Consider the following 25588-nt stretch of genomic DNA (forward strand, 5'->3'; position numbering starts at 1 on the left):
AGTGGTGTTCTTTTGGCAATTAACGCACAAGAAATCAGCGCTTTAATTAAGCAACAAATTGAAAATTTCAAACCCAATTTTGATGTATCTGAAACAGGTGTTGTAACCTATATCGGGGACGGAATTGCGCGTGCTCACGGCCTTGAAAATGCCATGAGTGGAGAGCTGTTGATTTTTGAAAATGGCTCTTATGGGATGGCGCAAAACTTGGAGTCAACAGACGTTGGGATTATCATCCTAGGTGACTTTACAGATATTCGTGAAGGCGATACCATTCGTCGTACAGGTAAAATCATGGAAGTTCCTGTTGGTGAGAGCCTTATTGGACGTGTTGTGGATCCACTTGGTCGTCCAGTTGACGGTCTTGGAGAAATCCATACTGATAAGTCTCGTCCAGTAGAAGCGTCGGCTCCTGGTGTTATGCAACGTAAGTCTGTATCAGAACCATTGCAAACAGGTTTGAAAGCTATTGATGCCCTTGTTCCGATTGGTCGTGGTCAACGTGAGTTGATTATCGGTGACCGTCAGACAGGGAAAACAACCATCGCTATTGATGCTATTTTGAACCAAAAAGGTCAAGATATGATCTGTATCTATGTAGCGATTGGACAAAAAGAGTCAACTGTTCGTACGCAAGTTGAAACACTTCGTCAGTACGGTGCCTTGGACTACACAATCGTTGTGACAGCTTCTGCTTCACAACCTTCTCCATTGCTCTTCCTAGCTCCTTATGCTGGGGTTGCCATGGCAGAAGAGTTTATGTACCAAGGGAAGCATGTTTTGATCGTTTATGATGATCTTTCAAAACAAGCGGTCGCTTATCGTGAACTTTCTCTCTTGCTTCGTCGTCCACCAGGTCGTGAAGCCTTCCCAGGGGATGTTTTCTACCTCCACAGCCGTTTGCTTGAGCGCTCAGCTAAAGTTTCTGATGAACTTGGTGGTGGTTCAATCACAGCTCTACCATTTATCGAGACACAAGCAGGAGATATCTCTGCTTATATCGCAACCAACGTGATTTCAATCACAGATGGTCAAATCTTCCTCGGTGATGGTCTCTTCAATGCGGGTATTCGTCCAGCCATCGATGCGGGTTCATCTGTATCCCGTGTAGGTGGTTCTGCACAAATCAAAGCCATGAAAAAGGTTGCTGGTACACTTCGTATCGACCTTGCTTCATACCGTGAGTTGGAAGCCTTCACTAAGTTTGGTTCTGACTTGGATGCAGCAACACAGGCTAAGTTGAACCGTGGACGTCGTACTGTAGAAGTATTGAAACAACCTGTTCATAAACCACTACCTGTTGAGAAACAAGTAACCATTCTCTATGCTTTGACACATGGTTTCTTGGATACGATTCCTGTAGATGACATTGTTCGTTTTGAGGAAGAGTTTCATGATTTCTTTGATGCACAACATCCAGAGATTTTGGAAACTATTCGTGAAACAAAAGACTTGCCAGAAGAAGCAGTCTTGGATGCTGCGATTACAGAGTTTCTCAAACAATCCAGCTTCCAATAAGAATAGAGGTGTCAGATGGCAGTATCTCTAAATGATATTAAAACAAAAATCGCCTCAACAAAAAATACTAGTCAAATCACTAATGCCATGCAAATGGTATCGGCTGCTAAACTAGGTCGCTCTGAAGAAGCAGCGCGCAACTTCCAAGTTTACGCTCAGAAAGTTCGTAAGCTTTTGACGGATATTCTGCATGGTAACGGATCTGGTGGTTCAACCAATCCGATGCTCATCAGTCGCCCAGTTAAGAAAACAGGCTATATCGTTATCACTTCAGACCGTGGCTTGGTTGGAGGTTATAATGCTTCCATCCTTAAAGCCGTTATGGAGTTGAAAGATGAATACCATCCAGATGGTAAAGGTTTTGAGATCATCTGTATCGGTGGGATGGGAGCTGATTTCTTTAAGGCTCGTGGTATTCAGCCAATCTATGAACTACGTGGCTTGGCAGATCAACCTAGTTTTGATGAAGTTCGTAAAATTATTTCAAAAACGATTGAAATGTATCAAAACGAACTTTTTGATGAATTATACGTCTGCTACAATCATCATGTCAATACTCTCACAAGTCAAATGCGTGTAGAACAAATGCTTCCAATCGTTGACTTAGATCCAAATGAAGCGGATGAAGAGTATAGCTTGACATTTGAGTTGGAAACGAGTCGTGATGAGATTCTAGAGCAGTTGTTACCTCAGTTTGCAGAAAGTATGATATACGGGGCTATCATTGATGCCAAGACAGCTGAGAATGCTGCAGGTATGACAGCCATGCAAACGGCGACTGATAATGCCAAGAAAGTCATCAATGATTTGACAATCCAGTATAACCGTGCCAGACAGGCGGCGATTACACAAGAAATTACAGAAATTGTAGCGGGGGCTAGTGCCTTAGAATAAGGCTTTGCCTCCCTCATATCAAAATGAACTTAGGCCCTAGTTGAACTAGGAACCGACAGTATCTTATATAGAATAGGAGAAGGAGATGAGTTCAGGTAAAATTGCTCAGGTTATTGGACCCGTTGTCGACGTCTTGTTCGCAGCAGGGGAAACACTTCCTGAGATTAATAATGCACTTGTCGTCTACAAAAATGACGAAAGAAAAACAAAAATCGTCCTTGAAGTAGCCTTGGAGTTAGGTGATGGTATGGTTCGTACCATCGCCATGGAATCAACAGATGGTTTGACTCGTGGTATGGAAGTTTTGGACACAGGCCGTCCAATCTCTGTTCCAGTAGGTAAAGAAACTTTGGGACGTGTCTTCAACGTTTTGGGAGATACCATCGACTTGGATGCTCCTTTCGCTGAAGACGCTGAGCGTCAGCCAATTCATAAGAAAGCTCCAACTTTTGATGAATTGTCTACCTCATCTGAAATCTTGGAAACAGGGATCAAGGTTATCGACCTTCTTGCCCCTTACCTAAAAGGTGGTAAAGTTGGACTTTTCGGTGGTGCCGGAGTTGGTAAAACCGTCTTGATTCAAGAATTGATTCACAATATTGCCCAAGAACACGGTGGTATTTCAGTATTTACCGGTGTTGGGGAACGTACTCGTGAAGGGAACGACCTTTACTGGGAAATGAAAGAATCAGGTGTTATCGAGAAAACAGCCATGGTATTTGGTCAGATGAATGAACCACCTGGAGCACGTATGCGTGTTGCCCTTACTGGCTTGACAATCGCCGAATATTTCCGTGATGTAGAAGGCCAAGATGTGCTTCTCTTTATCGATAATATCTTCCGTTTCACCCAAGCTGGTTCAGAAGTATCTGCCCTTTTGGGTCGGATGCCTTCAGCCGTTGGTTACCAACCAACCCTTGCTACGGAAATGGGTCAATTGCAAGAGCGTATCACTTCAACTAAGAAGGGTTCTGTAACTTCTATCCAGGCTATCTATGTGCCAGCGGATGACTATACTGACCCTGCGCCAGCAACGGCCTTCGCTCACTTGGATTCAACAACTAACTTGGAACGTAAGTTGGTACAGTTGGGGATTTACCCAGCCGTTGACCCACTTGCTTCAAGCTCTCGTGCCTTGGCACCTGAGATTGTTGGTGAGGAGCACTATGCAGTTGCTGCTGAAGTCAAACGTGTCCTTCAACGTTACCATGAATTGCAAGATATCATTGCTATCCTTGGTATGGATGAACTCTCTGATGAAGAAAAGACTTTGGTTGCTCGTGCCCGTCGTATCCAGTTCTTCTTGTCTCAAAACTTCAACGTTGCCGAACAATTTACTGGTCAACCTGGTTCTTATGTACCAGTAGCGGAAACAGTTCGCGGCTTTAAGGAAATCCTTGAAGGAAAACATGACCATCTACCGGAAGATGCCTTCCGTGGTGTCGGTTCAATCGAAGACGTCATTGCTAAGGCTGAGAAAATGGGATTTTAAGAGGTGATCTATGGCTCATTTAACTGTCCAGATCGTGACACCAGATGGCCTCGTCTATGATCACCATGCCAGCTTTGTATCGGTACGAACTCTGGATGGTGAGATGGGGATCTTGCCACGACATGAAAATATGATTGCGGTTTTAGCGGTTGATGAAGTAAAGGTAAAACGAATCGATGACGATACTCATGTGAACTGGATTGCAGTGAACGGAGGAATTATCGAGATTGCCAATGACATCATTACTATTGTAGCAGACTCAGCAGAACGTGCTCGTGATATCGATATTAGCCGTGCCCAACGTGCTAAACTTCGTGCTGAACGTGAGATTGAAGAAGCACAAGATAAACACTTGATTGACCAAGAACGGCGAGCTAAGGTTGCTTTACAACGTGCCATTAACCGTATCAATGTCGGAAATAAACTATAAAATAAAAATGAACTTGCTTAAGCAAGTTCATTTTTATTTTACATTAATGTTTAAATGTGATGCAAACGGCTTCGGGAACTTGGAAATCGTTAGAAAGCTCAGCTAATCGACCAGTTTCAGGATTGCGCTTAAAGACCGTTGCATTATCAGAATCTTGGTGAACAGCAATCAAAAATTCCTGATCAGGTGTGATATCAAAATCACGTGGTGTTTTACCATGACTTGGAACGATCTCTAATAATTCCAAACTACCATCAGCTAGGATGCTAAATACTGCAATGGAATCATGACCTCGGTTGGATGCATAGAGGTATTTACCGTCTTTTGAAAGACGAATGGCAGCAGTAGCATTAAATCCCTCATATCCATCTGGCAAAGTCGAAATGACTTGCATGCGTTCAAATTCACCAACACCATCGTAAATCAAGACTTCAATGGTACTGTTGAGTTCACAGATGAGGTAGGCAATCTTATAATGATGATGGAAAACGATGTGGCGAGCACCTGCTCCAGCTTGGCTGTGATAAGTGTAGAGTTTACTTAGTTTTCCTTCTGGGCTAACATCGTAGGTCGTTACTTCATCCGTTCCTAGATCACATGTGACGAGATATTGGTCAGGTGTTAGATCCGTAAAGTGTATATGTGGGGAAGATTGGTTTTCATGAGGACCTTGTCCGCTATGCTGATCTAGATCTGTTTGGATGAGGCTACCATCCGATTGACGTTTATAAACTAGAACTTGACCTTTATGATAGTTGGCCCCATAAACGAGACCACGTTTTTCATCTACTGCCACATAACAATGAGGAGCGCCTTCTTCCACTACATGATTTAACAAAGTGCCATCTGCCTTGTAAGCAGCGATTCCACCCAAACCATCCTGACTCCCTACGGTGTATAAGTGTTGCTGTTGGTCAAAGGCAAGGTAGGTCGGACTTGGTTCAGCAGCAAAGAGTTCAAGATTTGCAAGCTGGCCTGTTTCTGTATTAAAATCAGCTTTGTAAATCCCTTTAGATAAGCGACGAGTGTAAGTTCCAAAATAAACAGTTTCTTTCATGTCCATACCTCTTAATAATGATAAATTTATTATACCACAAAATGAAATTCTTAACTGACTTTCATCATTTTTTGAAAATTACAGAAAACATCTTAGGAAGATTTATTTAGTTTTTACCTTGCTTTCAAAAATCAAAGTGATATAATAATCATATATTTGATTTAAAGGAGTGTCTTATGAAAAAACGTATTTTTCTAACGGCTGCAGTAGCAGTGTTGTCATCAGCACTACTAGCAGCTTGTTCGTCTGGTGGTAAAAATGCCAACCAACCTGTGACTTATACTTATGTCTTCTCATCGGATCCTGCAACTTTGGACTATACAGTTTCTGGAAATTCCAGTACCAAACAGGTGACTGGGAATGTCATCGATGGTTTGCTTGAGAATGACCAATATGGAAATCTTGTGCCCTCTGTAGCAGAGGACTGGAGTGTTTCTAAAGATGGTTTGACTTACACCTATAAAATCCGGAAAGGGATTAAGTGGTACACTAATGAAGGCGAAGAATATGGTGAAGTAAAGGCTCAGGATTTCGTGACAGGTTTGAAACATGCTGTCGCTAAGAAATCACAAGCCCTCTATCTCGTACAGGATTCAATCAAAGGGTTGGATGATTATATTAACGGAAAAACAAATGATTTTTCTACTGTTGGAATTAAGGCGACAGATGATTATACTCTTGTTTATACGCTTAATAATCCTGAATCTTTCTGGAATTCCAAGACAACGATGGGTGTTTTAGCACCAATCAATGAAGACTTTTTAGCCTCTAAGGGGGATGATTTTGGTAAACCTACTGATGTTACAAGTATTCTATACAATGGTCCTTACCTTCTGAAAGGTCTCACATCGAAATCTTCAATCGAGATGACAAAAAACCAAAACTATTGGGATAAAGGAAATGTCTTCATTGATGATATAAAATTGACCTTCTTTGATGGTCAAGATGCAGACTCTCTTGGTCGTGGTTTTGATGAAGGCCACTACCCAGCAGCTCCCCTCTTTAAGAATTCTGCAAACTATGAGCGATTCAAAGAAAAATACAAAGACAACATTGTGTATGGTCAACAAAGAGGAGGTAGCTACTACATTTCAACTAATATTGACCGTGTAGCCTATAACCATACTTCTAAAACAACGGACGAAGAAAAGACATCTACTAAGAAAGCTTTGTTGAACAAAGATTTCCGCCAAGCCTTGGCTTTTGGAGCAGATCGTAAGGCTGCTGTCTCTCAAGTATTTGGTGATGAAGTTGCCCCTCGTAAATTACGTACTAGCTTTACACCTCCAACATTTGTTCAAATTGGGGATCAATCTTTTGGTCAAGTAACAAAAACAGAACTTGACAAGTTGGATACTGCTTGGAGCGATGTTAGCTTAGATGATGCACAAGATTCACTTCATAATGTAGAGAAAGCTAAAACTAAACTTGAAGCGGCTAAGAAAACTCTTCAAGCCGACGGTGTTCAGTTCCCTATTCATTTGGACTTGCCAGTATCCTCTACTCAAACAGATTTTGTACGTCAAGCTCAATCGTATAAACAATCAATAGAGGAAGCTCTTGGAGCTGAAAATGTAGTGGTTGATATCCAACAAGTTTCTGATGATGAATTGGGAAGTATGACCGTTCTTGCAACTTCAAAAGACAATATCGACTGGGATATCAATCCAAACAGTGGATGGAGCCCAGACTATGCAGATCCATCAACCTATCTTGATGCATTTGATCCAACATCTGGACCAACTCTTCTTGGAGCACTTGGTATTGCACCAGGATCAGATAGTTCAGCCATTAAGGCAGTAGGATTGGATAAATACAAAGAATTACTTGATGATGCTAACAGTGAGAAAACAGATCTCGAAAAACGCTATTCAAAATATGCTAAAGCTCAAGCATGGTTGACAGACAGTGCTTTGATCATCCCTGTTAACTCTGATGGTGCCCAAATGCTTGTTACAAAGAAAGTTCCAGGAACAGGAGCAGATGGTTGGGTCGGCGATAAAACAGGCGAAAACAGTTATAAATATCTGAAGATTCAAGATAAGATTGTGACAAGTAAAGAAATGGAAGAATTCCGCAAGAAATTTGCTGAAGAAAAAGCAAAATCAAACGAAGAATACCAAAAACAACTATCAAGTCATATTAAAGATTAAATAAATCTCCTCAATTTGATTTGCACCCTAAAAGTTAGACAGAAAAATCTAACTTTTGGGGTGCAGTTCAATAGAGGAGATTTTTCTTTTTGTCTATTCATGTAAGCACTTTAAAAAAGAGTTATTTTAGTCTAAAAATGGTATAATGAGAGGATGACAGAAAGGATGTATTTATGGAACATAAAGAGAAACATTTTAGCCTATCTTGGTTCTTCAAGTGGTTTTTGGATAATAAAGCCATCACTGTATTTTTAGTAACCTTGTTACTGGGGCTAAACATTTTTATTCTAAGTAAGATTAGTTTTATCTTTTTACCAGTTTTGGATTTTCTAGGAGTTGTCATGTTGCCAGTTATTTTATCTGGTTTACTTTATTACCTCCTCAATCCGATTGTGGACTGGATGGAGAAGCACAAGATCAATCGTGTCCTTGCCATTAGTATTGTTTTTGTTATTATTGGACTCTTTATCATTTGGGGGCTGGCAGTCGCAATTCCTAATCTGCAACGTCAAGTCTTAAATTTTGCGAAGAATGTGCCGACATACCTGGAAGATGCTGATAAGGTGATCAATGACCTTGTAACCAAACGCTTGCCAGATGATTTTAGACCACAGTTGGAGCAGGTTCTTTCCAATGTTTCTAGTGAGGCGACCATGTGGGCCAGCAAAATCTCTTCTCAAGCTGTTAACTGGGTTAGCGCCTTTATCAGTAGCGTTTCCCAGGTCATTGTTGCGGTTATTATCGTACCCTTCATGCTCTTTTATCTTTTGAGAGATGGGAAAGGCTTGCGAGATTACCTGACTAAATTCATCCCAAACAAGTTAAAAGAACCTGTCGGACAAGTTTTGTCAGATGTTAATAAACAGTTGTCAAACTATGTTAGAGGGCAGGTTACAGTTGCTATTATCGTGGCAATTATGTTTATTATCTTCTTTAAGATTATTGGTCTCAGATATGCTGTGACTCTAGGGATCACGGCTGGTATCCTTAATCTAGTACCTTATCTAGGTAGTTTTCTAGCGATGTTGCCTGCTTTGGTTTTGGGCTTGATAGCAGGACCTGTGATGCTTTTGAAAGTAATTATTGTCTTTATTGTTGAACAAACGATTGAAGGTCGCTTCGTTTCTCCGCTTATTTTAGGTAGTCAGTTAAACATCCATCCGATAAATGTCCTATTTGTTCTCCTAACTTCAGGTTCTATGTTTGGTATTTGGGGAGTCTTGCTGGGAATTCCTGTCTATGCTTCTGCCAAGGTCGTTATCTCAGCTATCTTTAACTGGTATAAAAAAGTCAGCGGTCTGTATGAAGAAGAAGGGGAGGAAATCAAGAGTGAACAATAGTCAACGCATGCTCCAGGCTTTGGATGAACAGGATTTAACCAAAGCGGATCAGTATTTTCACAAAGCCCTCGAAACAGATTCAAGTGAAGTTCTCTATGAACTAGCAAGCTATCTAGAGGGAATTGGCTTTTATCCTCAAGCAAAAGAAATTTACCAACATATCGTTTCAGAATTTCCAGAAGTGAATCTGAATTTAGCAAGCATTACTAGTGAGGATGGCAATGTTGAGGAAGCCTTTGCTTACCTTGAGGAAATCACACCCGAAAGTGACTGGTACGTGTCGGCTTTGGCCTTGAAGGCTGACCTCTATCAGTTGGAAGGATTGACAGATGTAGCGCGTGAAAAGTTACTGGAAGCCTTAAATTACTCAGATGATGCCTTATTAGTTTTTGGTTTGGCTGAGTTGGATAGCGAGTTAGGGAATTATCAGGAAGCTATTCAGGGCTATGCTCAATTAGACAATCGCTCCATCTATGAGCAAACGGGTGTCTCAACCTATCAACGAATTGGTTACGCTTATGCCCAGTTAGGCAAGTTTGAAGCCGCAACTGAATTCTTAGAAAAAGCTTTAGAATTGGAATACGATGACCAAACTGCCTTTGAACTGGCTAGCCTTTACTTTGACCAAGAAGAGTATCAAAAATCTGTTCTTTACTTTAAGCAAATTGATACCATTTCACCTGATTTTGAAGGATATGAATATGGTTATAGTCAAGCATTGCACAAGGAACATCAGGTGGAAGAGGCCCTTCGTATCGTTAAACAAGGTTTGGAGAAAAATCCATTTGAAACTCGGCTCTTACTGGCTGCTTCTCAGTTTTCGTATGAATTGCATGATCCTAGTGGTGCTGAGCAGTTTCTCCTTACTGCAAAAGAAGATGCAGAGGATACAGAAGAAATTTTCCTTCGCCTTGCAACGATTTATATGGAACAAGAGCGGTATGAAGATATCATCGCTCTTCAAAGTCAAGAACCTGAAAATCTCCTTACTAAGTGGATGATTGCCCGTTCTTACCAGGAAATCGAGGATTTAGATAAGGCTCATGAGCTCTATCAAGAATTGTCATCTGACCTTAAAGACAATCCAGAGTTTCTGGAGCAGTATAGCTATCTATTGCGTGAATTGGGATATTTTGAAGAGGCCAAGATACAAGTTGAAGCCTATTTAAAACTCGTTCCAGATGATGTTCAGATGCAAGAACTCCTGGAAATACTTTAAACTTTGTTAGAATACAAAACTGTATCTCATCATTTTTGAAAGATACAGTTTTTCTTTTTCTGAAAATAATAGAATTATTCCCCTATTTCTCTTGCTAAATTGTTTATTTATGCTATAATGGGAATAATTATTTTTAGGAGGTTTAGTATGTCTTATATATTCGAGATTTTACCAAGTTTGTTAAACGGTGCAAGTATGACAATTCAAGTCTTTGCTCTTGTCTTAATCTTTTCTATTCCTTTAGGGATTATCATCGCCTTTGCCTTGCAAGTCCATTGGAAACCCCTCCATTATCTGATTAATCTCTATATCTGGGTGATGCGAGGCACTCCCTTGCTCTTGCAATTAATCTTTATTTACTATGTTCTCCCTAGCATTGGGATACGTTTAGATCGTTTGCCTGCTGCTGTGATTGCTTTTGTATTGAACTATGCAGCCTACTTTGCTGAAATCTTTCGTGGTGGGATTGAAACCATACCCAAAGGGCAGTATGAAGCTGCAAAAGTGTTAAAATTTAGCCCCTTTGCAACAGTTCGTTATATCATTCTTCCTCAGGTTACAAAGATTGTCTTACCGAGTGTCTTTAATGAAATTATGAGTTTGGTCAAGGATACTTCATTGGTTTATGCCCTTGGGATTTCAGATTTGATTTTGGCAAGTCGGACAGCAGCCAATCGAGATGCTAGTCTTGTTCCTATGTTCTTAGCCGGGGCGATTTATTTGATTATGATTGGTCTTGTAACCATTGTAGCGAAAAAACTTGAGAAGAAGTACAGCTATTACAGATAGGAGGATTGTTATGTTAGAATTACGAAAGATCAATAAAGGCTTTGGCGGCAAACAAATCTTAACAAATTTCAGTCTATCTATTCCTGAAAAGAAAATCCTCGCAATCGTAGGTCCATCAGGAGGCGGAAAGACCACCTTGTTACGTATGCTAGCTGGACTGGAGACCATCGATTCTGGAGAAATCTACTATAATGGTGAATCTCTAGCTATAGATGAATTGGAAAAGCGTAATCTACTAGGATTTGTTTTCCAAGACTTTCAACTCTTTCCGCATTTGTCAGTTCTCGAAAACTTAACCTTGTCACCTATTAAAACTATGGATATGGATAAGGAAGCTGCTGAGAAGAAGGCGCGTGGTTTGCTAGAACAGCTTGGATTAGCCGGACATGCGGATGCTTATCCGTTTTCCTTATCTGGTGGACAAAAGCAGCGTGTCGCCTTAGCGCGTGCCATGATGATTGATCCCGAAATTATCGGGTATGATGAGCCGACATCAGCCTTAGATCCTGAGTTACGATTGGAAGTGGAAAAACTTATCCTTCAAAATAAAGAGCGTGGGATGACTCAGATTGTTGTGACCCACGATCTTCAGTTTGCGGAAAACATTGCTGATCAGATCCTTAAGGTTGATCCAAAGTAGGAGGTGCCTATGAAGAGAAAGAAAATTGCCCTTGTACTTGCTCTGTTCTTTAGCTTCGTCCTGACGGCTTGTACTCAGAAGGCAAGTGATCCAAATCAGGATAATTGGGCCAAATATCAAAAACAGGGAAGCATTACCATTGGCTTTGACAATACCTTTGTTCCCATGGGATTTGAGGAAAAGAATGGCCAGTATGCGGGCTTTGATATCGACCTAGCCCAAGCTGTTTCTGAAAAGCTAGGAATTCAGATTAAATTTCAACCCATCGACTGGGATATGAAAGAAACCGAACTACAAAATGGTACCATTGATGCCATCTGGAATGGCTATACAGCAACAGATGAACGGAAAGAGAAGGTTGCCTTTACTATTCCTTACATGGAAAATCAACAAGTTTTGGTCTCTAAAAAGTCTCAAAATATCCACTCAATTCAGGATATGACAGACAAAATTTTAGGGGCCCAGGCTGGATCTTCTGGCTATTTGAATTTTGAAGGACAACCAGAACTACTCAAGAACCGAGTGAAAGACCAGAAGGCTAATCAATACCAAAGTTTCAATGAAGCCTTAATTGATTTGAAAAATGACCGGATTGATGCCTTGTTGATTGACCGGGTATATGCTAATTATTATCTCCAGTCTGAAGGGATATTAAGTGACTACAATGTCTTTTCAGCTGGATTTGAAAGTGAAGCTTTTGCAGTGGGTGTTAGACCTGCTGATAAAACTTTGTTAGCCACTTTGAACCAAGCCTTTATCTCACTATACCAAGAAGGAAAATTCCAGGAAATCAGCCAAAAATGGTTTGGGGAAGATGTAGCCACCAGTCAAGTTAAAAATCAAGAATAAGAAAAGAGATTGAGGAGAAACTCAATCTCTTTTTGCATCAGAAAATCCTCTGGCAAGTACCAGAGGATAAGAGTTTATTTCATTGTTGGGAAGAGCAATACATCACGGATAGTAGTTGTATCAGTAAGGAGCATGCAGAGACGGTCGATACCGATACCCAAACCACCTGTTGGTGGCATACCGTATTCAAGGGCCTCGATGTAATCGTAGTCAATACCAGTTGCTTCGTCGTCACCAAGTTCTTTGGCTTTTGCTTGGGCTTCAAAACGGCTAAGTTGGTCGATTGGGTCGTTCAACTCAGTAAAGGCATTACCGTACTCCTTAGTCATGATGAAGAGCTCAAAACGGTCAGTAAAGCGGTCGTCTTCAGGATTTTTCTTAGCGAGTGGAGACACAGCTACTGGATGTCCGTAGACAAAGGTTGGTTGGATTAAGGTTTCTTCGACAAACTCTTCAAAGAAAGCGTTGATGATGTGACCAACTTCAGTGTAGTGTTTCTCAACTGGAACTTTCTTCTCAGCAGCGATAGCTTTGGCTTCCTCGAAAGTCATGTCTTGCCAGAAATCTACACCAGTAATTTCTTTGATAGCATCCACCATGTGAACACGTTTAAATGGTTCATTGATTTTGATTTCAGTTCCTTGGTAGTTGACTGGGCCGTCACCTTTAACAGCTTTAGCAGCGTGTTGGATAATACCTTCCGTCAAGTCCATGATATCTTGGAAGTCCGCATAAGCTTGGTAAACTTCGATAGAAGTGAACTCAGGGTTATGTGTAGCATCCATTCCTTCGTTACGGAAGATACGGCCAATTTCATAAACACGTTCCATACCACCAACGATAAGGCGTTTCAAGTGAAGCTCAGTCGCAATACGAAGCACCATGTCAATGTTTTGTGCATTGTGGTGAGTGATAAATGGACGAGCAGCAGCACCACCGGCTTCATTATGAAGAACAGGTGTTTCCACTTCAAGGAAACCTTTTTGGTCTAGATAACGACGGATTTCAGAGATGATTTTTGAACGAGTGACAAAACGTTCAAAGCTTTCACGGTTAGAAATCAAGTCAAGGTAACGTTTACGATAGATGGTTTCAACGTCAGTCAAACCGTGGAATTTCTCTGGAAGTGGGCGAAGTGCTTTAGACAAGTGTGTAATGTGAGTTGCCTTGATAGAGAGCTCTCCCATATCTGTACGCATGACTTCACCTTCGACACCGAGGAAGTCACCGAGGTCAGCCTTCTTAAAGATTTCGTAGTTTTCTTCACCAACAGCATCTTTACGAACGTAGATTTGGATTTGACCTTCTCGGTCTTGAAGATGGGCGAAGCCGACTTTACCTTTACCACGTTTACTAACTAAACGTCCAGCGATAGTAGCAGTTTCGTTTAATTCATGTAATTGTTCTTTATCGAGTTCTGCAAATTTGTCTTTTAGTTCTTGAGAGTTAGCAGTACGTTCAAAACGTTTACCGAAAGGATCAATTCCTTGTTCACGGAGCGCAGCCATTTTTTCACGGCGAACGATCTGCTGGTCATTTAGTTCTTCCATATGTTCTGTAGACATGAAATCCTCCTAATTTTACTCAAAATTTGATACGATGAGTCTTTTTTGCGATACTCCCATTTTATCATAAATAGTCAAGAAATTCACGGATATTCTTTGAAAACTAAAAAGAACTTGACCATTAAGATCAAGTTCCATTATTTTCCCTGATAGGAAATGTCATTCCACCTTTCCAGAGTGAAGGTTTCAAAATCCTTGGTTTCTAAAACTGTTAGACTAGCATTGGCTAAACCACCATCTTTTCGAAGAAGGGGCTCTTTATAACCTAGAAGGGTACGAAGACTAGCAGTGAGATTTGCACCATGACCAACAATTAGAACTCTCTCAGCCTGACTCTTCTTCAGAGATTTGATAAATTGAATGGTGCGTTGAGTTGTAGAGTAGAGGGATTCCGCTTCAAACATTCTCGTATCGAACTTAGCTAAGTTCGTACGAAAAGCCTTGATTTGTTGTGGGTATATGGCCTCTAATGTTGCAATTTTTAATCCCTCTAGTTTTCCGAGATGCCATTCACGCAGGTCAGGAATAGTCTCTAAAGGACATTGTATCTGGAGTTGACTTTGGATAATTTCAGCAGATTTGACCGCCCTTGGTAAATCACTTGAATAAATCTCATCGAAAGGAATATTGCTGAGATATTGACCGAGAGCCTTTAAGGTATCAATAGACTCAGGAAGAAGAGGTGAGTCCCCTCCGGCACCTTGGAAACGTCCTTCAAGATTCCAGACAGTCCGACCATGACGGACAAAATAGAGTTTCATCAGTTGTTTTCCTCCAAGATGTCAGCAAAATCTGCTTTTACAAAGCTGGCTAAGTCTTGAGGTTGGATGATGATACTGTGCCCGACTTCTCCAGCAGAGACAATCATTTGGTCTAAATCCAAAGCAGTCTGATCAATAAAAATAGGATAATTGTGTTTTTGGCGAATGCCGACGGGGTTATTAGCCCCATGAATATAGCCTGTCGTTTTTTCTAGGTCTTTTTGTGGAATCATGCTCACTTTTTTATTACCAGAAACCTTTGCTAGTTTTTTCTCAGCGAGGTGTTCTGTTATGGGAATGATTCCGATGATTGGCCCCGTCTTATCACCCAGCAGAGTCAAGGTTTTAAAGATATGTGTTCGATCATATTCCGAAGGAAGTTCTCCCTCAAGCGCATTGATTTGAATCCCTGTGTGCTCAATTCCTGCTTTGGTTAAAATTTGCTCGACAAGAGTTTTTTTAATCTTTACTTTTTTTGCCATTATTTATACTTATCCTCCAATTGACTCATCCAGATACCAAGCCAAATGCCAAGTGCAAAGAAGAAGGCGATGAGAACATAACTCACGATAGAAAGTCCAGTGTATTGGATACTTTCAGCACTTCCAGCATTTGGAATCAAAATCAAGAGGGTGCTTGATAGCACAATCCCAATGATGAAGTGATAAACACGGGAGTGGTAATTGTTCAAGGCATGGTCCATTAATTTTGAAAAGATAATGAGAGTTGCTCCTGCACCAATCCCGATAGGAAGGAAGGTACCAAATAAATCAAAGGTCTTAAAGCCAGTTAGCATTGGAGCGTACAGTCCTAAAATCAAGAGTAGATTTGATGGACTTAAACCAGGCACCAAGACACCAAGAGCTAAAAGAACACCTGCCAAGATGAAACTAGCGAAACTGGCGCTGAGAGATCCAACAACAAAGTTTAGTGCGTAGAGCCCTAGTCCTGAAAGGATAAAGGTAGTCCAGAACCAGACTAGGTCAACCTTATCACGATCAGATTCTCGAGTAGATTCTTTAAGGAGGCTAGGAACTGTACCAATGATAGCTCCAGCAAAACTCCATAAAACATAGACTTGGTAATTTTCTAATAAATACTCGATTGGATATGAAAATAGCCCAATTCCGAGTAGCATCCCGATAGCTACTGGGATAAAGTAAAGGACATTTGATTTGAAATCCTTAAAAGGATGAGCTAGAAAAGCAATCATTCGCTCGTAGATACCCAAAATTGCAGCCAGAACACCACCAGAAATTCCAGGTAGGATAAATCCTAAGGCAATGACGATTCCTTTGATAACTCTTGCAATCCATGAAAACATATTAGACTCCTCAATTTCATAAATTTCTTTCTCTATCCCATCAATTATAACACAGACAGCAAAAAAATGAAAAAGCAAGTGAAAAAGTTGCGACTTTCACTTGCTTTACGGTCTTAAAAATAGCTTTCTGAAGGTTTCTTCTTTTTCCTTATCAGTAGAAATGAGATTGATGTCTAGGTGATGTTCAAATCCTGCAATTTTTCCTTTGGAAGTATACTGATGGAGGTCATAATCTAAATCAGTATTTGGCTTAGTTTCAAAATAACCAGAGTCAGTTCCATAGGAAGGAATCCAAATAGCAGTGAACTTATCTGTATTGATACTGTGTTCTTGCATGAAGTAAACTCCAATATAGATGCCAATGTTTTTAGCACCCAAAAATTCCAGTTTGGCACGAAAAGCTTCAACACCTTCATTCATATTGGACATTGTTTTTTCTTCAACGTCAAGCCAGTAATAACTAGGATTGTATGGAGAAGCAGAATTGTAGAAAACTTCAGCCGCTTTCTCCATTTCTTCTTTGTTCGTACCAGCTAGATAAGCATAAACGGCTACGGGGACATTGCGCTTTTGAAATTCTGCAATGTGATTTTTATAGGCTTTATCGACCCCATTGATAAAGGCAGCATCATTTGTTTCAGTGTGCTGTGCCCCATTGTGCACGCGAACGATAACACCAGAAATGTTTTGAGATAAAATATCGTAGTTTATCTCCTCCGGTCTTTGCCAACCAGAAATGTCAATAATGGGTTTATCAAGATTATGCAAGGCCTGGTTTTCAACTTGAGCAGTGTTGCTTTTTGACTTGACCGAATGGTCTTCATAAGCTGGTTTATTAAAGATTAAAATAGCTATAACAATGGTGAATAGACTACAAATAATAGCTGGATGAATCTCTTTTCTCATATCTAATTAGTTTAACGTAAATAGATAAAAAAATCAAAGAAAACGTTGAAAAGATGAATGAACTAGCATGTTTTCCCCTATTTCTCTGTTTGTTTACTCCTAAGGAGGTAAATTATGGTATAATATAAGGGAATTTTCACAGAAAAGAGAATAGTATGTCAAATTATGCCATTATTTTAGCAGCGGGTAAGGGTACTCGCATGAAATCAGATCTTCCAAAGGTACTTCATAAAGTAGCAGGAATTTCGATGTTGGAACACGTTTTTCGTAGTGTTGAAGCTATTCAACCTGAAAAAACTGTTACTGTAGTGGGACACAAGGCAGAGTTAGTTGAGCAAGTCTTGGCTGGACAGACAGACTTTGTAACTCAGTCAGAACAATTAGGAACTGGTCATGCTGTTATGATGGCAGAGCCAATCTTAGAAGGCCTGACTGGCCATACCTTGGTTATCGCTGGTGATACACCTCTGATTACGGGTGAAAGCTTGAAAAATCTCTTGGATTTCCATATCAATCACAAAAATGTTGCGACTATCCTGACAGCTGAAGCGGCAAATCCTTTTGGATACGGTCGAATTGTCCGCAACGATAACGCAGAAGTCCTTCGAATTGTTGAGCAGAAAGATGCCACAGATTTTGAAAAACAAATCAAGGAAATCAATACAGGAACTTACGTTTTTGATAACCAACGTCTTTTTGAGGCTCTTAAAAACATCAACACCAACAATGCCCAAGGTGAATACTATATTACTGATGTGATTGGTATTTTCCGTAATGCGGGTGAGAAGGTTGGCGCCTATACTCTCAAGGATTTTGATGAAAGTCTTGGGGTAAATGACCGTGTAGCTCTTGCTACTGCGGAAGCAGTGATGCGCCGTCGTATCAACCAAAAGCATATGGTTAATGGTGTTAGCTTTGTCAATCCTGAAGCAACATACATCGATGTTGATGTTGAGATTGCTCCTGAAGTCCAAATCGAAGCCAACGTTACCTTGAAAGGTCAAACGAAGATTGGGGCGGAAACTGTTTTAACAAATGGAACTTATATCGTGGATAGTGCTATCGGAGCTGGAGCTGTGATTACGAATTCCATGATTGAGGAAAGTACAGTTGCAGATGGTGTGACAGTCGGTCCGTATGCTCATATTCGTCCAGGCTCAAGTCTAGCTTCCCAAGTTCACATTGGAAACTTTGTTGAAGTAAAAGGATCTTCAATCGGTGAAAATACCAAGGCAGGTCATTTGACCTATATCGGAAACTGTGAGGTAGGTAGCCATGTTAACTTTGGCGCAGGCACGATTACAGTTAACTACGACGGGAAGAATAAGTACAAGACTGTCATTGGTAACAATGTCTTTGTTGGATCAAACTCAACTATCATTGCTCCAGTGGAACTTGGTGATAATTCACTAGTTGGAGCTGGTTCAACGATTACAAAAGATGTTCCAGCTGACGCCATTGCTATTGGACGTGGACGTCAAGTTAATAAAGATGAATATGCATTACGTTTGCCTCATCATCCTAAGAATCAGTAGGAGTCTATCATGGAATTTGAAGAAAAAACGATTAGCCGGAAGGAAATCTATCAAGGTCCTATTTTTAAGCTAGTGCAAGATCAGGTGGAACTACCCGAAGGGAAGGGAACTGCCCAACGTGATCTGATTTTTCACAATGGAGGCGTATGTGTTCTAGCTGTGACAGCTGAGGATAAAATCGTCCTTGTTAAGCAATACCGGAAAGCTATTGAAGCTATCTCTTATGAAATTCCTGCTGGTAAACTGGAAATTGGTGAAAATGCAGATCCCATGTCGGCGGCTCTTCGTGAATTGGAGGAGGAAGTTGCCCATACGGGTAAGTTAGAGCTTCTATATGATTTCTACTCTGCTATTGGTTTTTGTAATGAAAAATTAAAACTCTATCTTGCAAGAGATTTAACTAAGGTGGAAAATCCTCGTCCGCAAGATGATGATGAAACCTTGGAAGTTCTAGAGGTCAGCCTTGAGGAAGCAAAAAACTTAATTCAGTCTGGCCATATCTGTGATGCTAAGACGATTATGGCAATCCAGTACTGGGAATTGCAAAAGAAATAGAGGAGTAGCCCATGGGAAAACCTTTGTTAACAGATGAAATAATCGAACGTGCCAATCGTGGGGAGAAAATCTCTGGGCCACCTCTTCAAGATGATGAGGAAACTAAAATTTTATCAACTTCTTCACAAAACTTTGGTTATTCACGTTCTAGAGACTATAATTCTATTCAAGATACTTTAACAATTGAAGTAGAGCCAACGATTCATAAGAGCCGTCGCATTGAGAATACTAAGAGGAATGTTTTTAACTCGAAACTAAACAGAATCTTATTTACAGTCATCCTTCTCTTGATTTTACTTGTGTTGGCGATGAAACTTTTGTAATAGAAAAGGAAATAAAATGAAAATTGGAATCATTGCAGCAATGCCAGAAGAGCTCCTACACTTGACTCAGAATTTAGATCGAGCGCAAGAAGTCCAAGTCCTCGGAAATACTTACTACACTGGCACTGTTGGCAAGACAGAAGTTGTTCTGGTTCAGAGTGGGATTGGAAAGGTCATGTCAGCTATGAGTGTAGCGGTGTTAGCTGACCATTTCCAAGTGGATGCCGTTATCAATACAGGATCAGCAGGTGCAGTTGCAGAAGGGATTGCCGTTGGAGATGTAGTGATTGCGGATAAATTGGCTTACCATGATGTGGATGTAACTGCTTTTGGCTATGCTTATGGTCAGATGGCTGGTCAACCTCTTTACTTTGAATCCGATAAGAACTTTATCGCTAGGATTAAAGAGAATTTATCTCAATTAGAACAGACCTGGCACCTAGGATTGATTGCCACAGGGGATAGCTTTATAGCTGGAGATGATAAGATTGCTAGTATCAAATCCCACTTTCCGGATGTTTTAGCAGTTGAAATGGAAGGGGCAGCGATTGCACAGGCAGCTCAGGCTCTTGGCCTACCTTTCCTAGTCATTCGTGCCATGAGCGACAATGCCAATCACGAGGCTTCTATCTCTTTTGATGAGTTTATCATTGAAGCTGGACGTCGTTCTGCCCAAGTTTTACTGGCCTTTTTAAAGGTTATGGATTAAGCGGAAATTTGACAGTTTATCTAGCTTATGATAAGATTTAAATAAAGAAAAGCTAGAAAACGTTTCAGAGGATATTATGAGTATAGAAATGACCGTCAGTGAGATTGCAGAGGTCTTAGGCCTATCTCGTCAGGCAATCAACAATCGTGTCAAAGAACTTCCCGAAGAGGACACGAAAAAAAATGACAAAGGTGTAACTGTAGTTACTCGAAGTGGCTTAATCAAGCTAGAAGAAATCTATAAAAAAACGATTTTTGAAGATGAACCAGTCAGTGATGATGTCAAACAACGTGAACTGATGGAAATCTTGGTCGATGAGAAAAATGCTGAAATTCTTCGATTGTACGAGCAACTCAAGGCCAAGGACCAGCAGTTGGCAGAAAAAGATGAGCAGATGCGCATCAAAGACCGTCAGATTGCAGAAAAGGACAAACAGTTGGACCAACAGCAACAGTTAACTCTTCAAGCTATGAAGGATCAAGAAACCTTGAAACTAGAGTTGGATCAAGCAAAAGAAGAAGTCCAAGCAACCAAAAAAGGCTTTTTTGCTCGCCTATTTGGAGGAAAATAAAGAAGCTGTTTGGGTTATTCACTAACCTAATGGCTTCTTTTATTATTTATAGTTTTAAATCGAGTTGAAATTGAGGGAAAAGATGGAAAAATTAAGAGATTATATTGCCTTTGACTTAGAATTCAATCAACACGAAGGGGTTACCCATTTAATTCAAGTGTCAGCAGTCCGTTTTCAAGATGGTAAAGAAAGTGCAGCTTTTGATTCTTATGTCCATACTACAGTACCTTTAAAGAGTTTTATCAATGGTTTGACTGGAATTACAGCCGAGACATTGAAAGATGCGCCGAAAGTCGAGCAAGTTTTAAAAGACTTTCAGGCCTTTGTTGGTAAATCACCTATCGTTGGTTACAATGCGGCTAAGAGTGATTTGCCTATTCTTTTGGAGCATGGTATTGATTATCGTGACCGGTATAAGGTTGATCTATATGAGGAGGCTTTTGAACGCCGTAGTTCTGATCTACACGGCATAGCCAATCTTAAATTACAAACTGTAGCAAATTTTTTAGGCTTTCACGGGAAGTCTCATAACAGTTTAGAAGACGCCCGCATGACGGCGCGTGTTTACGAAGCCTTTTTGGACTCGGATGACGGAAAGCTATTAATAGAAGACCAGAGTAGTTTTTCGATGAATAATCCTTTCGATGGCTTAGATTTATCCCAATTTTTAGACTAGGAGTGCTTATGAAACCTGAAAAACCTAAAAAGCTAGGTTTTAGGAAGATATACTATAACCTAGATAAGATTTTATTTCTATTTTTCTTGATATTTATGATGGTTGAGTTTGTCTGGCTACCATTAAATTCATGGATTGCTGGCATCCTTCTGAGACAAACTGGTTATTTGTTTATCTCCTACAATAACTTTTGGGCGATTATACAAGGCTCGCCTTTTATCAGTTTAGCCTTTCTCATCTTAATTGCAATCAATCTCCTGGTCGCCTATTTCCAGATTTGTCTTTTGTTTATCGGGGCGCGGCACCTTCTCTACCATGAAAAGAGAACCTTGATTGAGTATAGTAGAAAAGTCTTTCACCAGAGCTTTCTATTTGTCAAACGATTGAGCTTTTGTAAGATGGCCTTTGTCTTCTTTTATGTAGCTCTACTTTTTCCTTTTATTAGGAAAATTTTAAAAATCTACTATCTCAATAAGATTATTATCCCTGATTTTATCGTTACATACCTAGAAGATAAGAACTGGCTGGTAGGGCTGTTGATCATAGCATCCGCTTGGATCTTTCTCTACATTTCTGTTCGCTTCATGTTTGCCCTTCCTAAGATTCTCTTTGAAAGAAAGACAGTAAGAGAAAGTGTGAAATATAGTCTCCAAAAGACGAAGAAAAACGTCCTTTTCTTCTCTTGGCATCTCCTACTCATTATCATTAAAACCTATCTCTTCTTCTTTGTCTTGTTAATCCCCTTGCTCTTTGCTCAGGCAGTAATGGATAATTTTACTCAAAAAGAATCCTTGATTCTTGGTGTGATTAATTTTGTCTTGATTAAAAACCTCCATTACATGACTCTGACTTATTTCCTAGTGAAGTTTGTTTCCTTCCTGACAGGAGAAGAGTTGGAGATCATGCCAAGGCGAAAGAAAGACCATTTGATGAGGTGGGGAGTCATGGGGTGTGCAAGTATCTTCTTTGCTTTAGAAGGTTACATCTATTTGGAGTCTCCGGATACCAATACACCTTTAGTGATTTCGCACAGAGGAGTAAGTAATAAAAATGGTGTTCAAAATACTGTGCAGTCTTTGGAAAAGACAGCTCAACTAAAACCAGATCTCATTGAAATGGATGTTCAGGAAACGAAAGACGGTCAGTTCGTGATGATGCACGATGCTAACCTTAAATCGCTTGCAAGAATTAATGCTACACCGCAAGACTTAACTCTGGATGAATTAACAAATACAGATATTTACGAGAATGGTTATCAAACAAAGATTTCAAGTTTTGATGCCTATTTAGGGCGAGCAAATGCTTTAAACCAAAAATTGTTGATTGAGATTAAAACCAGTAAAAAAGATAGCCCACAAATGATGGACCATTTCCTTGAAAAGTATGGAACGACGATCAAGAAATATGGCCACCAGATGCAGTCACTAGACTATCATGTGATTGATAAGGTCTTGGCTTACGATCCTGAAATTCCAGTGTACTTCATCCTGCCATATAATAGTGTGTTTCCGAGAACCAAGGCGACTGGTTATACCATGGAATATTCAACTTTGGATGAATACTTTGTCAATAAACTTTGGACAACAGATCAGAAACTATATGTTTGGACTGTGAATAGTTCTGAGTCCTTTGATAAGGCAGTCAGACTTGGAGCAGATGGAATGATAACGGATGATCTTGAAATGGTCCAGTCACAAGTCACAATGGCTCAAGATGATCCGGAATACACGGAATTACTCTTAAAGAAAGCAATGGAATTCTTTGATTTCTAAGAAAAAAAGAGAAACAGATGTTTCTCTTTTTTTGTGGATTAGAAAGGCAATTTTCCAGCGAAAGCACCGAGTTTCTTCTTAGTCGTTTCATCAATTTGTTCAAGTGCAGCGTTAATCGCTTGAACAGTCATGTCAGAAAGGGTTTCAAGATCTTCTGGATCTACAACTGCTGGGTTAAAGTCAATGCTGACCACTTTCTTATCACCAGTTAGAGTTGCTTGGACAAGGTCTTGAGCTGATTTTCCAACAAATTCCATGGCAGCGAGTTCTGCTTGACTTTGTTCCATTTGTTTTTGAAGTTTTTGTGCTTGGCGCATCATGTTCTGCATGTTCATCATAGCGGTTTATAGTTTCCTTTTTCTATTATTTTCTTTTTTATTTTACCAATTTTAGGAGCAAAAGTCTAACAATAGTTTAAAACATCGTAGAGATTGCTTTCTTAAATTTACAAAAATGGATGCCACAATTCTCCTAGCTTTTCTTTGTATTTCTAAAAATATGTTTAAGTTTTCTTTAAGGTTTCTATTATATTCTAAAGAACTCTATATTAACCGAACGTTGAATGAGGGATATAGAGAATAACCTAAATTTATTTCTTAATTTATTATAATTTTTCAGACTTTGTTGAATATTGTTCATTTTTCATCCTAAATAATGAGCCGATTCACATGGTGGTTCTTTATCTTTTCTTCATGATAGGCATATATTGTGATATAATAGATAGTAATGAGTTTTTTAGAATAAACTAAAGGAGAATATAAATGATCTATGCAGGAATCCTAGCCGGAGGAACTGGCACGCGCATGGGAATCAGTAATTTACCAAAACAATTCTTGGAGTTGGGTGATCGACCTATTTTGATCCACACAATCGAAAAATTTGTTTTGGAACCAAGTATTGAAAAAATTGTAGTTGGAGTTCATGGAGACTGGGTGTCACACGCTGAGGACCTAGTTGACAAGTATCTTTCTCTCCACAAGGATCGCATCATCATTACAAAGGGTGGTGCTGATCGCAATACCAGTATCGAGAAGATTATAGAAGCCATTGATGCCTATCGTCCAATCACTCCAGAAGATATTGTGATTACCCACGACTCTGTTCGTCCTTTTATCACACTTCGCATGATTCAGGACAATATCAAACTGGCGCAAAATCATGATGCGGTTGACACAGTAGTAGAAGCAGTTGATACCATTGTTGAAAGTACTAATGGTCAGTTTATCACGGATATTCCAAATCGTGCTCACCTCTATCAGGGTCAAACACCTCAAACCTTCCGCTGCAAGGATTTCATGGATTTGTATGGTTCCCTATCTGATCAAGAAAAGGAAATCCTGACGGATGCATGTAAGATTTTTGTTATCAAAGGGAAAGACGTTGCCCTAGCTAAAGGCGAATACTCAAACCTTAAAATCACAACTGTAACAGACTTGAAAATCGCGAAAAGTATGATTGAGAAAGACTAAGGCTATGATTAATCAAATTTATCAACTGACCAAACCAAAGTTTATCAATGTAAAATACCAAGAAGAGGACATTGATCAAGAGAATCATATCCTTATCCGTCCAAATTTTATGGCGGTTTGTCATGCGGATCAACGTTACTATCAAGGGAAACGCGATCCAAAGATATTGGCTAAAAAGCTTCCTATGGCTATGATTCACGAGTCTTGTGGAACTGTTATTTCAGATCCAACCGGGACTTATGAAGTCGGTCAAAAGGTAGTTATGATTCCTAATCAACCGCCTATGCAGAGTGACAAGGAGTTCTACGAAAACTACATGATAGGGACCTACTTCCTATCTAGTGGTTATGATGGCTTTATGCGAGAATTTGTCTCTCTTCCAAAAGATCGTGTCGTGTCTTATAATTCCATTGAGGACACAGTTGCTGCCATTACCGAGTTTGTAAGTGTTGGTATGCACGCCATGGATCGTTTCTTGAATCTCGCTCATAGCAAGCGAGAGCGCATTGCTGTTATCGGAGATGGTAGTTTGGCCTTTGTGGTTGCCAATGTTATCAATTACACTCTACCAGAAGCAGAGATTATCGTGATTGGCCGTCATTGGGAAAAATTGGAGCTTTTCTCTTTTGCAAAAGAGTGCTACATCACGGATAATATTCCCGAGGATCTGACCTTTGATCATGGATTTGAATGTTGTGGTGGCGATGGAACAGGCCCAGCTATCAATGACTTGATTCGCTATATTCGTCCACAGGGAACGATTCTCATGATGGGAGTGAGCGAATACAAGGTTAATATCAATACACGAGATGCTTTGGAAAAAGGATTGTTATTAGTGGGATCGTCTCGCTCAGGACGCGTCGATTTTGAGAAGGCCATTCAAATGATGGAAGTCAAAAAGTTTGCTAATCGTCTGAAGAATATCCTTTATATCGAAGAACCAGTGAGAGAAATCAAGGACATTCACCGTGTCTTTGCTACAGACTTAAATACTGCTTTCAAAACAGTATTTAAGTGGGAAGTGTAGAAGATGGAGGTTAA

Annotated in this window: 26 protein-coding genes; 19 read left to right on the forward strand and 7 right to left on the reverse strand. The window is 40.1% G+C overall.

Translation table 11 applies throughout. From position 1 onward, the window contains the following. Positions 1-12 precede the first annotated feature (12 nt). The 4 genes from atpA to HMPREF1518_RS03380 all read left to right on the forward strand — a co-directional run bounded on the left by atpA (position 13) and on the right by HMPREF1518_RS03380 (position 4334). Positions 13-1518 carry a F0F1 ATP synthase subunit alpha gene (atpA, locus tag HMPREF1518_RS03365; protein WP_033584144.1) on the forward strand — a complete coding sequence of 502 codons (1506 nt, stop codon included), beginning with the start codon at positions 13-15 and terminating at the stop codon, positions 1516-1518. A gap of 15 nt (positions 1519-1533) precedes the next feature. Next, complete coding sequence (locus HMPREF1518_RS03370; RefSeq protein ID WP_000301227.1) at positions 1534-2412, forward strand: F0F1 ATP synthase subunit gamma; 879 nt, start codon at positions 1534-1536, stop codon at positions 2410-2412. 85 nt (positions 2413-2497) lie between these two features. Beyond that, the gene (gene atpD, locus HMPREF1518_RS03375) at positions 2498-3904 is read left to right on the forward strand and encodes a F0F1 ATP synthase subunit beta (RefSeq protein ID WP_000094371.1); all 1407 of its coding nucleotides are present in this window, start codon (positions 2498-2500) and stop codon (positions 3902-3904) included. 10 nt (positions 3905-3914) lie between these two features. After that, complete coding sequence (locus tag HMPREF1518_RS03380; protein WP_000940837.1) at positions 3915-4334, forward strand: F0F1 ATP synthase subunit epsilon; 420 nt, start codon at positions 3915-3917, stop codon at positions 4332-4334. A 43-nt stretch (positions 4335-4377) separates the two neighbouring features. Here HMPREF1518_RS03380 and HMPREF1518_RS03385 read toward each other — a convergent pair whose 3' ends face one another. Further along, positions 4378-5391, reverse strand: a complete 1014-nt coding sequence (locus HMPREF1518_RS03385; protein ID WP_033584146.1) for a lactonase family protein — start codon at positions 5389-5391, stop codon at positions 4378-4380. A gap of 176 nt (positions 5392-5567) precedes the next feature. On the opposite strand from HMPREF1518_RS03385, the gene HMPREF1518_RS03390 reads away from it, so the two are divergent. The 6 genes from HMPREF1518_RS03390 (at position 5568) to HMPREF1518_RS03415 (ending at position 12381) form a co-directional block, all read left to right on the forward strand. Continuing rightward, positions 5568-7544, forward strand: a complete 1977-nt coding sequence (locus tag HMPREF1518_RS03390; protein WP_033584148.1) for a peptide ABC transporter substrate-binding protein — start codon at positions 5568-5570, stop codon at positions 7542-7544. Positions 7545-7717: 173 nt separating this feature from the next. Further along, positions 7718-8884 (forward strand): AI-2E family transporter, encoded by a 1167-nt coding sequence (locus HMPREF1518_RS03395; RefSeq protein ID WP_000400294.1) that lies wholly within the window; start codon positions 7718-7720, stop codon positions 8882-8884. Then, positions 8874-10103, forward strand: coding sequence for a tetratricopeptide repeat protein (locus HMPREF1518_RS03400; protein WP_033584152.1), 1230 nt, complete (start codon positions 8874-8876; stop codon positions 10101-10103). Before HMPREF1518_RS03395 ends, HMPREF1518_RS03400 begins: the two co-directional genes overlap by 11 nt. Before the next feature lie 147 nt (positions 10104-10250). Next, the gene (locus HMPREF1518_RS03405; protein ID WP_033584153.1) at positions 10251-10892 is read left to right on the forward strand and encodes an amino acid ABC transporter permease; all 642 of its coding nucleotides are present in this window, start codon (positions 10251-10253) and stop codon (positions 10890-10892) included. A gap of 10 nt (positions 10893-10902) precedes the next feature. Beyond that, complete coding sequence (locus tag HMPREF1518_RS03410) at positions 10903-11532, forward strand: amino acid ABC transporter ATP-binding protein (protein WP_033584154.1); 630 nt, start codon at positions 10903-10905, stop codon at positions 11530-11532. Between the two features lie 9 nt (positions 11533-11541). Then, a complete protein-coding gene (locus HMPREF1518_RS03415) occupies positions 11542-12381 on the forward strand; it encodes an amino acid ABC transporter substrate-binding protein (protein WP_033584155.1) in 840 nt (279 codons plus the stop codon). A gap of 74 nt (positions 12382-12455) precedes the next feature. Here the strand turns inward: HMPREF1518_RS03415 and lysS are convergent, their stop codons facing one another. The 5 genes from lysS to HMPREF1518_RS03440 all read right to left on the reverse strand — a co-directional run bounded on the left by lysS (position 12456) and on the right by HMPREF1518_RS03440 (position 16937). Continuing rightward, positions 12456-13946 (reverse strand): lysine--tRNA ligase, encoded by a 1491-nt coding sequence (lysS, locus tag HMPREF1518_RS03420; protein WP_033584156.1) that lies wholly within the window; start codon positions 13944-13946, stop codon positions 12456-12458. Between the two features lie 137 nt (positions 13947-14083). Beyond that, positions 14084-14707 (reverse strand): histidine phosphatase family protein, encoded by a 624-nt coding sequence (locus HMPREF1518_RS03425; RefSeq protein ID WP_033584157.1) that lies wholly within the window; start codon positions 14705-14707, stop codon positions 14084-14086. Beyond that, complete coding sequence (locus tag HMPREF1518_RS03430) at positions 14707-15189, reverse strand: YbaK/EbsC family protein (RefSeq protein WP_033584158.1); 483 nt, start codon at positions 15187-15189, stop codon at positions 14707-14709. The genes HMPREF1518_RS03425 and HMPREF1518_RS03430 overlap by 1 nt, the downstream gene beginning before the upstream one ends. Continuing rightward, complete coding sequence (locus HMPREF1518_RS03435) at positions 15189-16031, reverse strand: DUF368 domain-containing protein (protein WP_033584160.1); 843 nt, start codon at positions 16029-16031, stop codon at positions 15189-15191. Before HMPREF1518_RS03435 ends, HMPREF1518_RS03430 begins: the two co-directional genes overlap by 1 nt. A 105-nt stretch (positions 16032-16136) precedes the next feature. Continuing rightward, positions 16137-16937, reverse strand: a complete 801-nt coding sequence (locus tag HMPREF1518_RS03440) for a glycoside hydrolase family 25 protein (RefSeq protein ID WP_033584162.1) — start codon at positions 16935-16937, stop codon at positions 16137-16139. A 155-nt stretch (positions 16938-17092) separates the two neighbouring features. On the opposite strand from HMPREF1518_RS03440, the gene glmU reads away from it, so the two are divergent. From glmU to HMPREF1518_RS03475, 7 genes are all read left to right on the forward strand, one after another. Beyond that, a complete protein-coding gene (gene glmU / locus HMPREF1518_RS03445; RefSeq protein WP_033584163.1) occupies positions 17093-18472 on the forward strand; it encodes a bifunctional UDP-N-acetylglucosamine diphosphorylase/glucosamine-1-phosphate N-acetyltransferase GlmU in 1380 nt (459 codons plus the stop codon). 9 nt (positions 18473-18481) lie between these two features. Continuing rightward, entirely contained in the window at positions 18482-19027 is a 546-nt protein-coding gene (locus HMPREF1518_RS03450; RefSeq protein ID WP_033584165.1) for an NUDIX hydrolase, read from the forward strand. Between the two features lie 11 nt (positions 19028-19038). Beyond that, positions 19039-19350, forward strand: coding sequence for a cell wall synthase accessory phosphoprotein MacP (macP, locus tag HMPREF1518_RS03455; RefSeq protein WP_000517856.1), 312 nt, complete (start codon positions 19039-19041; stop codon positions 19348-19350). 16 nt (positions 19351-19366) lie between these two features. Next, positions 19367-20059: a 5'-methylthioadenosine/adenosylhomocysteine nucleosidase gene (locus HMPREF1518_RS03460; protein ID WP_033584167.1), complete on the forward strand. Its 693-nt coding sequence runs from the start codon at positions 19367-19369 to the stop codon at positions 20057-20059. Positions 20060-20135: 76 nt separating this feature from the next. Continuing rightward, on the forward strand, positions 20136-20630 hold the full coding sequence (rocS, locus tag HMPREF1518_RS03465; RefSeq protein ID WP_000021248.1) for a chromosome segregation protein RocS: 495 nt from the start codon (positions 20136-20138) through the stop codon (positions 20628-20630). 82 nt (positions 20631-20712) lie between these two features. After that, positions 20713-21306, forward strand: a complete 594-nt coding sequence (locus tag HMPREF1518_RS03470) for a 3'-5' exonuclease (protein ID WP_033584169.1) — start codon at positions 20713-20715, stop codon at positions 21304-21306. Between the two features lie 8 nt (positions 21307-21314). Continuing rightward, a complete protein-coding gene (locus HMPREF1518_RS03475) occupies positions 21315-23078 on the forward strand; it encodes a glycerophosphoryl diester phosphodiesterase membrane domain-containing protein (protein WP_033584171.1) in 1764 nt (587 codons plus the stop codon). Positions 23079-23116: 38 nt separating this feature from the next. Here HMPREF1518_RS03475 and HMPREF1518_RS03480 read toward each other — a convergent pair whose 3' ends face one another. Next, positions 23117-23416 (reverse strand): YbaB/EbfC family nucleoid-associated protein, encoded by a 300-nt coding sequence (locus HMPREF1518_RS03480; RefSeq protein WP_000981516.1) that lies wholly within the window; start codon positions 23414-23416, stop codon positions 23117-23119. A gap of 423 nt (positions 23417-23839) precedes the next feature. On the opposite strand from HMPREF1518_RS03480, the gene HMPREF1518_RS03485 reads away from it, so the two are divergent. After that, on the forward strand, positions 23840-24547 hold the full coding sequence (locus HMPREF1518_RS03485) for an IspD/TarI family cytidylyltransferase (protein ID WP_000638514.1): 708 nt from the start codon (positions 23840-23842) through the stop codon (positions 24545-24547). 4 nt (positions 24548-24551) lie between these two features. Continuing rightward, complete coding sequence (locus tag HMPREF1518_RS03490) at positions 24552-25574, forward strand: ribitol-5-phosphate dehydrogenase (protein WP_033584173.1); 1023 nt, start codon at positions 24552-24554, stop codon at positions 25572-25574. The last annotated feature ends 14 nt before the right edge of the window (positions 25575-25588 follow it).

The sequence above is a fragment of the Streptococcus sp. SR1 genome (genome assembly GCF_000526075.1).
Taxonomy (GTDB): Bacteria; Bacillota; Bacilli; order Lactobacillales; family Streptococcaceae; genus Streptococcus; species Streptococcus halitosis.